This window comes from Roseobacter sp. AzwK-3b (genome assembly GCF_000170875.1).
Lineage (GTDB): Bacteria > Pseudomonadota > Alphaproteobacteria > Rhodobacterales > Rhodobacteraceae > Roseovarius > Roseovarius litoreus.
Genome location: NZ_ABCR01000009.1, coordinates 107,266 through 119,255, shown reverse-complemented (window position 1 = coordinate 119,255; position 11,990 = coordinate 107,266). Strand labels below are relative to the sequence as shown.

The window sequence follows — 11,990 nt, the reverse complement described above, 5'->3', positions numbered from 1 at the left end:
CATGTTTTCAAGATACAAGAAGGCTTCCTCCAATCAGGCAAAGCCCGCAGTCGCACCGGTCGAGGCCAAGGCCCCGCTTCCGAGAACGGCACCCGTCGAGGATCCGGCAAAGGCCGTGTTGCGCCGCCCGACACCGCAATCGGCCGCATTGCCACAACCCGCCGACAAGGAACGCAAGCGCAAGGAACGTCTGGGCGAAATCAAGCTCGACCTGCACCGCGCACTTCTGGACAATCTCAATCTTTCCGCGCTCGACACAGCGACCGAGACGGATCTGCGCGCCGAGATCAGCTCGATCGCGGCTGAGGTTCTGGAAGAACGCAGCATCGTGCTGAACCGCGAAGATCGCGCGACCCTGACGCAGGAACTCTATGACGAGGTGCGCGGCCTTGGTCCGCTCGAAACCCTGCTCAAGGACGACACGATCAACGATATCCTGGTCAACGGTCCGCATCAGATTTTCGTGGAACGCGAGGGCAAGCTTGAAATGAGCGATGTCACGTTCAAAGACGAAAAGCATCTGCTGCGGATCATCGACAAGATCGTTTCGGCCGTCGGTCGCCGCGTGGACGAATCCAACCCTTATGTGGACGCCCGCCTTGCGGATGGCTCGCGCTTCAACGCGATGGTTCCGCCTGTCGCGGTGGATGGCAGCCTCGTGTCGATCCGGAAGTTCAAGAAGGACAAGCTGGGGATCGACGACCTTGTCAGCTTTGGCGCCTTTTCCGAAGAGATGGCAGCCTATCTGCAAGCCGCTGTCGCCACGCGCCTGAACATCATCGTGTCAGGCGGGACCGGCTCGGGCAAGACCACGACACTCAATGCCTTGTCCTCGTTCATCGACAATTCCGAACGTATCCTCACGATCGAGGATACTGCGGAACTGCAATTGCAGCAGACCCATGTGGGCCGAATGGAAAGTCGCCCGCCGAACGTCGAAGGCAAGGGCGAAGTCAGCGCCCGTGATTGCCTCAAGAACGCGCTGCGTATGCGACCGGATCGTATCATCGTCGGTGAAACCCGCGGCGAGGAAGTGATCGACATGCTTCAGGCCATGAACACCGGCCATGACGGGTCGATGACGACGATTCACGCGAACAACGCGCGCGACGCCATCAGTCGACTGGAAAACATGGTCGCCATGGCCGGGATCGAGATGCCTCTCAAGGCGGTGCGCTCACAGATCGCTTCGGCGGTGCATCTCATCGTACAGGCATCGCGCCTTCAGGATGGCTCGCGGCGGATGACCTCGATCACCGAAGTCACCGGCATGGAAGGCGAGGTGATCTCGATGCAGGAGATCTTCCGCTACCAGCGCGTTGGCCTCACACCGGAAAACAAGATTATCGGTCACTTCACCGGCACGGGTGTGCGCTCGAACTTCACCGAACGCTTCCGTCTGTGGGGATACGATTTGCCGTCCAGCATCTATGAACCCATCGCAGCGGAGTAACTCGCATGACATTGAGCGCAGAACCGATTATTTACGGTCTGATTTTCATAGGGGTTCTTGTCCTCGTTGAAGGCATTTACCTGACGGTGTTCGGCCGGTCGATCAGCCTCAACAATCGGGTGAATCGCCGGCTCGAAATGCTGGACAAGACCGGCAACCGCGAACAGGTGATGGAGAAATTGCGCAAGGAGATGCAGCAGCATCTCAAGGCACGCAACATCCCGATCTATGCAATCCTATCGGAAAAGGCCCAAAAGGCGGCCATCGCCTTTACACCGCAGCAACTGATCATGCTGATGGCCGGGGTTTCGGTGCTGGCCTTTCTTGGTCTGACGATCGGCACCGCCACCAGCGTTCCTGTCAGGGCGGTTGTGTCCATCGCCATGGGTGTCGGCGGTGTTTTTACCTGGATCACGATCAAGGCGAACAAGCGGATGGCGATGCTCGAAGAGCAGTTGCCGGACGCGATCGAACTGATGGTGCGCAGCTTGCGGGTGGGGCATCCCTTCACCTCGGCGATCTCGATCGTGGCCAGCGAAATGGCCGACCCGCTTGCCACCGAGTTCGGGATAATAGCGGACGAGGCCGCGTATGGCCGCGACATCGGCGAAGCTCTCAAGGATATGGCCGAGCGGCTGGACATGCAGGATCTGCGCTTTCTGGCCGTCGCCGTCACGATCCAGCAGCAATCCGGCGGCAACCTCGCCGAGATCCTCGACGGGCTGGCCAAGGTGATCCGGGCCCGTTTCCGACTGTTCCGGCGGGTCAAAGCAATCACCGCCGAAGCCAAGTGGTCCGGCAAGTTCTTGTCGGGTTTTCCGGTGCTCGCCCTGATCGGGATTCAGATCATCGACCCGAACTACTACGACAAGGCCATGCTCCACCCGTACTTCATCCCTGCCTGTCTGATCGTTGGCACGTTTCTCGTCGCCAACCTGTTCGTCATGCGCGCACTCGTGAACATCAAGGTCTGAAAAGGATCAAGCGATGCAGTTTTTCACCCAGATACAAGACATGCTCATCGGCGCCTTGGGTCCTTTCGGACCGGTGATCGCCGTTGGCACGCTTGGCATCGTTCTCGTTTTGCTGGTGATCCCGATCCTCATCAAGGATTCCAAGGACCCACTGGAAAAGCTCAAGAGGGATCAACGCGAGCGCGCAGGCGCGCCGGGTCTGGACACCACCAGGCTTCGGACCAACCGCAAGAACGAAAAACTGGACAAATATGCCAGCTTTCTCGAACCTCAGGATGCAAAAGCCCTGTCTCAGGTACGGCTAACCCTGTTGCAGGCCGGCTACCGCACCCGGGATGCGGTGCGCTATTACCACTTCGCGCAACTGACCCTGGCGCTTGGTTTCCTGACGCTTGGCGTTCTTTATTTCCTGATCTTCAAATCCGGCGGTGAAACCTCGGCGCAGCAGACCATCCTGTATATTCTCGGCCCGGGTGCCATAGGATACATGCTGCCCAAATACTGGGTGACCAAGCGTCAGCAACAGCGCCAGGAAGACATCACCAACGGGTTCCCGGACAGTCTGGACATGATGCTGACATGCGTCGAGGCGGGCCAGTCTCTCGATCAATCGATCGTCAGGGTGTCCAACGAAATCGCCGCGTCGTACCCTGCACTGGCCGAAGAATACCAGATCGTCGCCAACCAGATCAAAGCAGGCCGGGACAAGCCCTCGGTGCTGAACGAAATGGCCGAGCGATGCGGCGTGCAGGATATTTCGAGCTTCGTCACCGTGCTTGTCCAGTCGCAGACATTCGGCACATCCATCGCGGATGCACTGCGGGTCTATGCCGGCGAAATGCGTGATAAACGCGTCATGCGCGCGGAAGAAAAAGCCAACAAGCTTCCGACAAAGATGACATTGGCAACGATGATGCTTACAGTGCCGCCATTGCTTATCATTCTGGTCGGTCCATCGGTCATCGGCATCTTGGAGCTTTTCACGATGGCCGGCCAATAAAGGCGAGGCTGCATGATCCGGGCGGGGGCCGTTCTGACATTCGTTATGACCTTGGCTGCGTGCAGCGACGATGCATCCACTGACGGCAATCCATTTGCGCCGGGCTTGGCGTCGACCGGAGACGCTGTGGATGGCATGATCGTCGGCCACAGGCTGATGGACGCGGGAGAGTATGAACTGGCGATCGACGCCTATTCGCGTGCCGCTCTGGAGCATGGCATGACAGCGGATGTGTTGTCTGGTCTCGGTAGTGCCAATCTGGGGCTTGGCCGTCTTGGCACCGCGGAACGTCTGCTGAGAGACGCGCTCGAGAAGGACGAAACATCACCGGAGATATGGAACAATCTCGGCGTCGTCCTCATGGAAAAAGGCGAAACCAGTGAAGCGGCGCAGGTCTTCCGGCGGGCCTTTGCGCTGGACAATGGCGCTACGGACTCAATTCGGGACAATTTGCGCTTAGCACTCGCAAAATCCGAAAATTCCTATTATGATGAAGCACAAGAACAAGATTATAAACTGGTTCGGCGCGGTACAGGAGATTACCTGATCCGCCGCATACCGGGATGAGGCGAAGGCAGTAAAAGGACGCAGAAAAATGCGCCACCCGATTATTCTTTCACTGTGCCTGGCAAGCACCGTAATGCTGGCGGGCTGCGAAGACCCGCAGGATCAGGACGTAGATCGCGCCTTTCAAGGCGTGAACGTCATTGACGAAAGCAACCTCAATGACGTGATGCTGAACGTGGCGGACCCGAATGAGGCGGTGTCATATTTCCAGCGGGCAACGGCAGAAAAACCCGACCGCATCGACCTGCAGCGTGGCCTTGCACAATCATTGGTCCGGGCGCAGCGCAGCACCGAGGCGGTGTCGGCGTGGAAAAAAGTGGTTGAACACGCGGAGGCGAGCAATGATGACCGCGTCGATTTTGCGGACGCCCTGATCCGCAACAACGACTGGGACCGCGCGGATGCCGTTCTGGACGGGATCCCTCCGACCTTCGAGACCTTCAAACGCTACCGGCTGGAAGCCATGATCGCCGACAGCCAGCAGGAATGGAGCAAGGCCGACAGTTTCTATGAAACGGCAATCGGGCTGACGACGCGGCCGGCAGGGGTCATGAACAACTGGGGCTATTCCAAGTTGACCCGCGGCGACTTCGCCGCAGCCGAGCGCCTGTTCTCCGATGCCATCCGACAGGACAGCTCGCTTTTCACCGCCAAGAACAACCTTGTGCTGGCACGCGGGGCGCAAAAGAAATACGCGCTTCCGGTCATTCCGACGACGCAGGAAGAACGTGCGCAGCTTCTGTACACGTTGGGCCTGTCGGCGGTGAAACAGGGCGATACGGAAATCGGCAAGGGCCTGCTGCGAGATGCGGTAGACACCCACCCTCAACATTTCGAAGCCGCTGTCCGCAGTCTGCGTGCGCTTGAAGGTAACGTGACAAACTAGTTCGGGACCTGCCGATGCCGCTCCAGATCACCGCGATGCAGGCCGCCTGGTTTCTGCCTTTTGTCCTGCCGATTTGCGTTTGGGTGATCTGGACGGACCTGAGCAGCATGCGCATTCCGAATGCTTCCGTCATCGCGTTGACATGCGTGTTTCTTGTGGTCGGTCTGTTCGTATTGCCCTTGCAGGATTACCCATGGCGGCTGGTCAATCTGGTGATCGTGCTGCTGATCGGGATACTGCTCAATGCAGCCGGCATAATGGGGGCGGGCGATTCCAAGTTCCTCGCTGCGGCTGCACCTTTCATCGATCCGGGCGATGTCGTGCCCTTGTTCGTGATCTTCTCGGCCAACCTTCTGGCCTGTTTCGTCACGCACCGTTTGGTCATGAAAAGCACCTTGCGGCAACTGGCGCCCGACTGGATCAGTTGGTCAAGGGAAGGCAAGTTTCCCATGGGTTTCGCGCTTGGCAGCTCATTGGTGATCTATCTCGGGATGGGGATCGCGTTGGGGCAGTAGGGCATCCCGATGCCCCGTGCCTGCCCGACACTCTCCTTAATCTGCTCATATTTCTCTGGCACCTTTGCGGCGCGGGCCTTCTGATACGCAGAGGGACTGATGACATGCAACTCCTGTAGTCGGGCAAATCCGTATGAACATGCAAACCACCCAAGGTGTCCAGCCACCGCCGCCACCGAGCGGACTTCAGGAAATGAAACTGCCCCTCGTGATGATGCGCGATATCCTGATTAAGACCATGTTCCGCAAGAATATCGATACCGCCAGCGAACTGGCCGAGGCGATCTGCCTGCCCCGCACCGTGACACAGGAATTGATCGACGTCGCGCGCGAACAGAAGCTGGTCGAGGCGACCGGAACGCTCAACGCCAATTCCGGCAGCGAAATGGGATATCAGCTGACGGACTCAGGCAAATCCCGGGCGCTCGATGCGCTCTCGCAATCCGAATATTACGGCGCCATGCCGGTCCCGCTCGAGGTTTACCGCGCTCAGGTTGCCCGCCAATCCATCCGCAACATTCAGATCACACGGCAGGAATTGACCAATGCGATGGGGCATCTGGTCTTGCCTGACAGCCTGCTGGATCATCTGGGCCCTGCGGTATCCGCCGGCCGATCAATCCTGATGTATGGTCCTCCGGGGAACGGGAAATCGAGTATTTCAAACGGCATACGCGATGCCATGGGCGACAGGATCTATGTGCCGCGCGCCATTGAATATTCCGGTCAGGTCATCACCGTCTATGACCCGATCGTGCATTCCAAGGCCGAAAGCGAAACCGATGATCCCAGCAGTCTGCGCCGCAAGCGGACCTTCGATACGCGATATGTGAGATGCGAGCGACCGACCGTCATTACCGGCGGCGAGTTGAGTTTGAACATGCTGGATCTGGTCTACAATCCGACGGCGCGAACCTATCAGGCCCCGTTGCAATTGAAATCGACCGGCGGCATCTTCATCGTCGACGACCTTGGCCGACAGACCGAGCCGCCGCAGGCCCTCGTCAACCGCTGGATCGTTCCGCTCGAGGAATCCAAGGACATCCTCGCCCTGCAGTCAGGCGAAAAATTCGAGGTGCCTTTCGACACGCTGGTCATCTTCTCGACCAACTTCCATCCCAACGAGATCTTCGACCAGGCCGCCCTGCGCCGGATCTTCTTCAAGATCAAGATCGACGGCCCCAATCAGGAGAATTTCCTCAAGATCTTTGCCATGGTGGCCAAGAAACGCCAGATGCCGCTGGATGAAGCCGCTTTGGTACATCTGCTGAAGACGAAATATCCCACCATCGACAACGTCTATGCGAATTACCAGCCGGTCTTCCTGATCGATCAGATGATCTCGATCTGCGAGTTCGAGGGCATCCCCTATCAGATGAGCCCTGAACTGATCGACAGGGCCTGGGCCAATATGTTCGTGAAGGATGAAAAGATCGTGAAGTAATCTCTGGCCGGGGCGTAGCCTTTCCCCTACCTCTGGGGCATGCGCTCCGTGCCCGATGTCTTCAACCGATGGTTTGCCTTGCGCGGGTGGTCGATCCACCCGCACCAGCGCGCCATGCTCGAGCGTGCGAACGACCCTGCCACATTGCTCATCGCACCGACCGGCGGGGGCAAGACGCTGGCGGGGTTTCTGCCGACGCTGGTCGATCTTGCACAAGGCGGGCATGACGGGCTGCATACGCTCTATATCTCGCCGCTCAAGGCGTTGGCTGCCGATATCCGGCGCAACCTGACCACGCCAATCACCGAAATGGACCTGCCTATCAGGGTCGAGGACCGCACCGGCGACACACCCGCAAGCCGCAAGCGCCGCCAACGCGCCGATCCCCCGCATATTCTTCTGACAACCCCCGAGAGTCTGGCGCTGCTGACCTCGTATGAGGACGCGCCGCGCATCTTCAAGGGGCTGCGTCGGGTGGTGGTCGACGAAATCCATGCCTTGGCCGAGTCAAAACGCGGTGACCAGTTGATGCTGGCACTGGCACGGCTGCAGACGCTCTGCCCCGATCTGCGCCGGGTGGGGTTGTCGGCGACCGTGGAAGACCCCGGCGCCATCGCGCGGCTGCTGGCACGCAACCCCGATCCCTGCGCGATCCTCGAGGCGGATCCCGGCCCGGCACCTGACATCTCGATGCTCGAAACAGATCAGGCGCCGCCTTGGGCCGGTGGCGGGGCCGCCTATGCGATCCCCGCGGTTCTGGAGCAGGTCAAGGCGCACACCACCACGCTGATTTTCCACAACACCCGCGCGCAGGCCGAGCTGTTCTTTCACAACCTCTGGCTGGCCAACGAGGACGCGCTGCCGATCGGCATTCACCACGGGTCGCTTGATCGCCAACAGCGCGAACGGGTCGAGGGCGCCATGCAGCGCGGCGAGTTGAGGGCGATCGTCTGCACCGGCAGTCTGGATTTGGGGATCGATTGGGGCGATGTGGATCTGGTGATCCAGATCGGCGCACCCAAGAACGTCAAGCGGCTGGTACAGCGGATCGGGCGGGCCAACCACCGCTACAGTGCGCCCTCAAAGGCGCTTCTGGTGCCGGCAAACCGCTTCGAAATCGTGGAATGCCGTGCCGCCCTGCAAGCCGTGCGCGATCACGATCTGGATGGCGAACCACGTGGCCCCGGACCGCGCGATGTTTTGTGCCAGCACATTCTGATCACCGCCTGCGCCGGACCGTTCGAGGCCGCCGCGCTTTATGCCGAGGTCACAAGCGCCGGGGCCTATGCCGATCTGAGCCGCGCGGATTTCGATGCCTGTCTCGAGTTTTGCGCCACCGGCGGCTATGCCCTGCGCGCCTATGACCAGTGGCAGCGGCTCAAGCAGATGCCGGATGGGCGGTGGCACTTGCGCGACCCGCGCAGTGCGCGGCTGATCCGGATGAATATCGGAACGATCCAGGACACCGATACGCTGAAGGTCCGGATGCGCCGCACGCGTGGCGGCAAACCATTGGGCGAAATCGAAGAAGGCTTTGCCGCATCATTGACGCCCGGCGACACGTTCCTGATCGGCGGACAGATCGTGCGGTTCGAATCCTTGCGCGAAATGGTCGTCGAAGTCAGCCGTGACAAAGGCCGGACCCCCAAGATCGCAACCTTCATGGGCACCAAATTCGCCACCTCCACCCAACTGAGCGATCGCATCCTGTCGATGCTCGCGCAGGACGACTGGCCAGAGCTGCCCACTCATGCAAGAGACTGGCTGCATCTGCAGCGCGACCTGTCTCGCCTGCCGGAAAAGGGCCGTCTGTTGATCGAAAGCTTTCCGCATGACGGGCGCGAGCATGTCTGCATCTATGGTTTCGCAGGGCGCAACGCTCAACAGACACTGGGGCTTCTGGTCACCAAGCGGATGGAAGAGATGGGACTTGCCCCGCTTGGCTTTGTGTCGACGGACTATGCCACGCTGATCTGGGGGCTTGAGCCCATGACCGACCCCGCGCCGATCTTCGCCCCCGACGCCCTGCGCGACGGGCTTGAACAATGGCTTGCCGGCAATGCGCTCATGAAACGGACCTTTCGGGCCTCAGCCACGATTGCGGGCCTCATTCAGCGAAATACCCCTCAGGCCCGCAAGACCGGGCGCCAGGCCACGTTTTCCTCGGACATTCTCTATGACACGCTGATCAAATACGATCCCGGCCACCTTCTGCTGGACATCACCCGCCAGGAGGCGATGCGCGGACTGATAGATTTCGGTCGCATCGAACAGATGCTGAGCCGCATCGGCGGTCGGATCGACCTCTTGCGCCTAGCCCGCGTCACACCCTTCGCAGCCCCCCTTTTCCTCGAGGCCGGGCGCACTCCGGTCGAGGGAGCGGCACAGGAACGGCTGCTGGCCGAAGAAACAGCAAAACTCATGCAGCTCGCAGGCCTTGACCGCGAAGGCTTGCAATCAGGCGCATGACACGCGAAGAACGTTCCATGAACGGATATGACTTCACTCTTGCCGGACAACGCCTTGTGGCCCTGGGATCAGGCGCACTTTACTGGCCATCCAAGGCATTGATCTGTGTGTCGGACCTTCACTTGGGTAAATCCGAGCGCCGCGCCCGACGCGGCGAAGCGCCTTTGCCGCCCTACGAAACGCGCGACACCCTGACCCGGCTCGAGGCCGATCTCAACAAGACCGGAGCCACGACAGTCATTTGCCTTGGCGACAGTTTCGACGACGATGCCGCCGCACGCGGGCTGTCGGAAGACGACAAACTGTGGATCATCGCGCTGCAAGCGGGGCGTCGTTGGGTCTGGATCGAGGGCAATCACGATCCTGGCCCGGTCGAACTTGGCGGCGCGCATCTGGCCGAACTGCCCCTGCCGCCTCTGGTGTTCCGCCATATCGCGCAACCCAGCCACAGCGGGGAAGTGTCAGGACATTACCACCCCAAGGCCACGATCCGGGCGCGGGGCCGCGCGATCACGCGCCCGGCTTTTCTGATCGATGGGGACAAGGTCGTTATGCCAGCTTACGGCACCTATACCGGCGGGCTTCACAGTGATAATGCGGCCTTCGCCGGGCTGATGCGCGCCGAGGCCCTTGCTGTCATGACGGGGCCTATTCCGCATCCCGTGCCGATGCCGCGCTGACATCTCGGAATCATGACCTGCTGACCAGTTTGAGGTGCACCGCCGGGTCACGCTAGATGACACCCGCCTCTTCAAGAGCCGTCCGATATTTGCGGCTGACAGGCGTCTGAGCAATTCGGTTCGCTGCCCGATGGCCCGCCGCCCATATCGTCAACAAGCAGGTAACTGCCCTGCTCGGCCATGCAAAACACGTTGAAGGTCACCCGGGTCAGATGGACATTGACCCCGATCGCCTCGGGTCGGAAAACCGCGCGCAGCCCAAACACGGTCGGCCCAAAAGCCAAAGCCATGAGCAGTGCGGCAAAGCCATCGAACAGGACAGGTCGGCCAGCACCGATCACCACGTGGGTGGTCGCATGAGCCGAATAGCCAAACAGAAATGCCAGCGTGACAACGATGCATGTGACTCAGACAAAACCGTTGAGCGGAGCAATGCAGGAACGTCTCTGAAAACGCCGACGTAACCTTGTCAGACAGCTTCATACTTTGCCCAAATGTAACCTTTGCTGCTCGGTAAAACGCCATTTCACGATCTGCCAACTCTTCAAGCGACTAGCATCGCATTTCGGAGTGTGAGCAAATAACCGTGAAGAACAAGGGAACAGACACAATGGCGCCAGTGACCGAAGACCGAATTCGCCAAAGCTTCGCCGCTCAATCCCTTATGGCAACCTTCGGGGCGACGCTGTCTCGGGTCGAGGAAGGCGCGGTGGAGATCGAAGCGCCAATCCTGCCCGGCAGTCTCCAGCAGCACGGATTCGCCCATGCCGGGCTGACATTCGCGATCGGAGACAGTGCCGCAGGATATGCGGCCTTGTCAGTCCTGCCCGAGGGGTACGAAGTGCTGACCACCGAGATGAAGGTGAACCTGCTTGCCCCCGGTCAAGGCGATCAGCTGGTCGCGCGGGGCAAGGTGATCAAGCCGGGGCGCAGGCTGGTCATCGTGCAGGCAGATGTCTTTGCCCTCACCGATGGCAAGGAGACCCATATCGCCCTGATGACCGGGACCATGATGCCCGTAGCGCCCAAATGATATGCCCCTAGACAGGGGTTTCAGGGTGCGTCGCATTCCATATCGCAGGGTGTCAGGCCGTCAATCCCTCGGGTTCTGACAACCCATTGGCGCGACAGCAGGCGGTAACCGTATTGGCCAGCAGGCACGCAATCGTCATCGGCCCCACCCCGCCCGGCACAGGCGTGATGGCACCCGCAACCTCGGCGCAGCTGTCGAAATGGCAATCGCCCACAAGGCGCGTCTGGCCCTCGCCCTTGTCCGGGGCGTCGATCCGGTTGATGCCCACGTCGATCACGGTGGCGCCGGGCTTGATCCAGTCGCCTGTCACCATTTCCGGGCGCCCAACAGCTGCCACGACGATATCGGCGCGACGGGTCACATCCTGAATGTCCTTGGTGCGGCTATGCGCGATGGTCACCGTGCAGCTGTCCCCCAGTAAAAGCTGGGCCATCGGTTTGCCCACGATGTTCGAGCGCCCGATCACCACCGCATCCATCCCCGACAGACTACCGTGATAGTCGCGCAGCATCATCAGACAGCCAAGCGGGGTGCAGGGCACCATGGATTTCTGTCCGGTTCCCAACAGCCCGACATTCGAGATGTGGAACCCGTCCACATCCTTGGCCGGGTCAATGGAATTGATCACCAGATCCTCGTTCAGGTGCCCGGGCAGCGGCAATTGCACGAGAATACCATGCACTTCGGGCGCATTGTTCAGCTTGTCAATCAGCTCCAGAAGGTCTTTTTCCGAAGTGTCAGCATCCAGCTTGTGCTCGTAGGAATTCATCCCCACCTCGACGGTCTGCTTGCCTTTCGAGCGCACATAGACCTGGCTGGCCGGATCCTCACCGACCAGAACCACGGCGAGGCCGGGGGTGATCGCATGTTCTTCCTTCAACCGCGCGACATGGCCGGCCACTTTCTCACGCACCTTGGCCGCGAAGGCCTTGCCGTCGATGATCTGTGCCGTCATCGGTTTTCCCTTTC

12 protein-coding genes are annotated in these 11,990 nt (G+C 60.0%); 10 read left to right on the top strand and 2 right to left on the bottom strand.

The annotated features are described in order from the left end of the window. Position 1 precedes the first annotated feature (1 nt). The 9 genes from RAZWK3B_RS15515 to pdeM all read left to right on the top strand — a co-directional run bounded on the left by RAZWK3B_RS15515 (position 2) and on the right by pdeM (position 9,988). Positions 2–1,453, top strand: a complete 1,452-nt coding sequence (locus tag RAZWK3B_RS15515; protein WP_007816786.1) for a TadA family conjugal transfer-associated ATPase — start codon at positions 2–4, stop codon at positions 1,451–1,453. Between the two features lie 5 nt (positions 1,454–1,458). Continuing rightward, complete coding sequence (locus RAZWK3B_RS15510) at positions 1,459–2,427, top strand: type II secretion system F family protein (protein WP_007816784.1); 969 nt, start codon at positions 1,459–1,461, stop codon at positions 2,425–2,427. 13 nt (positions 2,428–2,440) lie between these two features. Next, positions 2,441–3,427: a type II secretion system F family protein gene (locus tag RAZWK3B_RS15505; RefSeq protein WP_007816783.1), complete on the top strand. Its 987-nt coding sequence runs from the start codon at positions 2,441–2,443 to the stop codon at positions 3,425–3,427. 12 nt (positions 3,428–3,439) lie between these two features. Next, on the top strand, positions 3,440–3,994 hold the full coding sequence (locus tag RAZWK3B_RS15500) for a tetratricopeptide repeat protein (protein WP_007816782.1): 555 nt from the start codon (positions 3,440–3,442) through the stop codon (positions 3,992–3,994). Between the two features lie 28 nt (positions 3,995–4,022). After that, positions 4,023–4,880, top strand: coding sequence for a tetratricopeptide repeat protein (locus RAZWK3B_RS15495; protein WP_037296033.1), 858 nt, complete (start codon positions 4,023–4,025; stop codon positions 4,878–4,880). 14 nt (positions 4,881–4,894) lie between these two features. Further along, positions 4,895–5,395 carry an A24 family peptidase gene (locus RAZWK3B_RS15490; RefSeq protein WP_007816780.1) on the top strand — a complete coding sequence of 167 codons (501 nt, stop codon included), beginning with the start codon at positions 4,895–4,897 and terminating at the stop codon, positions 5,393–5,395. Positions 5,396–5,528: 133 nt separating this feature from the next. Then, positions 5,529–6,839, top strand: coding sequence for a DUF8689 domain-containing protein (locus tag RAZWK3B_RS15485; protein WP_037296032.1), 1,311 nt, complete (start codon positions 5,529–5,531; stop codon positions 6,837–6,839). Between the two features lie 39 nt (positions 6,840–6,878). Then, positions 6,879–9,308: a ligase-associated DNA damage response DEXH box helicase gene (locus RAZWK3B_RS15480; RefSeq protein ID WP_007816778.1), complete on the top strand. Its 2,430-nt coding sequence runs from the start codon at positions 6,879–6,881 to the stop codon at positions 9,306–9,308. A gap of 17 nt (positions 9,309–9,325) precedes the next feature. Further along, positions 9,326–9,988: a ligase-associated DNA damage response endonuclease PdeM gene (gene pdeM, locus RAZWK3B_RS15475; RefSeq protein ID WP_007816777.1), complete on the top strand. Its 663-nt coding sequence runs from the start codon at positions 9,326–9,328 to the stop codon at positions 9,986–9,988. A gap of 71 nt (positions 9,989–10,059) precedes the next feature. Here pdeM and RAZWK3B_RS15470 read toward each other — a convergent pair whose 3' ends face one another. Beyond that, positions 10,060–10,332: a hypothetical protein gene (locus tag RAZWK3B_RS15470; protein WP_007816776.1), complete on the bottom strand. Its 273-nt coding sequence runs from the start codon at positions 10,330–10,332 to the stop codon at positions 10,060–10,062. Between the two features lie 266 nt (positions 10,333–10,598). Between RAZWK3B_RS15470 and RAZWK3B_RS15465 the strand changes: the two genes are divergently transcribed. After that, positions 10,599–11,021 (top strand): PaaI family thioesterase, encoded by a 423-nt coding sequence (locus RAZWK3B_RS15465; protein WP_007816775.1) that lies wholly within the window; start codon positions 10,599–10,601, stop codon positions 11,019–11,021. A 52-nt stretch (positions 11,022–11,073) separates the two neighbouring features. Here the strand turns inward: RAZWK3B_RS15465 and folD are convergent, their stop codons facing one another. Next, the gene (gene folD / locus RAZWK3B_RS15460; RefSeq protein WP_007816773.1) at positions 11,074–11,976 is read right to left on the bottom strand and encodes a bifunctional methylenetetrahydrofolate dehydrogenase/methenyltetrahydrofolate cyclohydrolase FolD; all 903 of its coding nucleotides are present in this window, start codon (positions 11,974–11,976) and stop codon (positions 11,074–11,076) included. Positions 11,977–11,990: the final 14 nt, after the last annotated feature.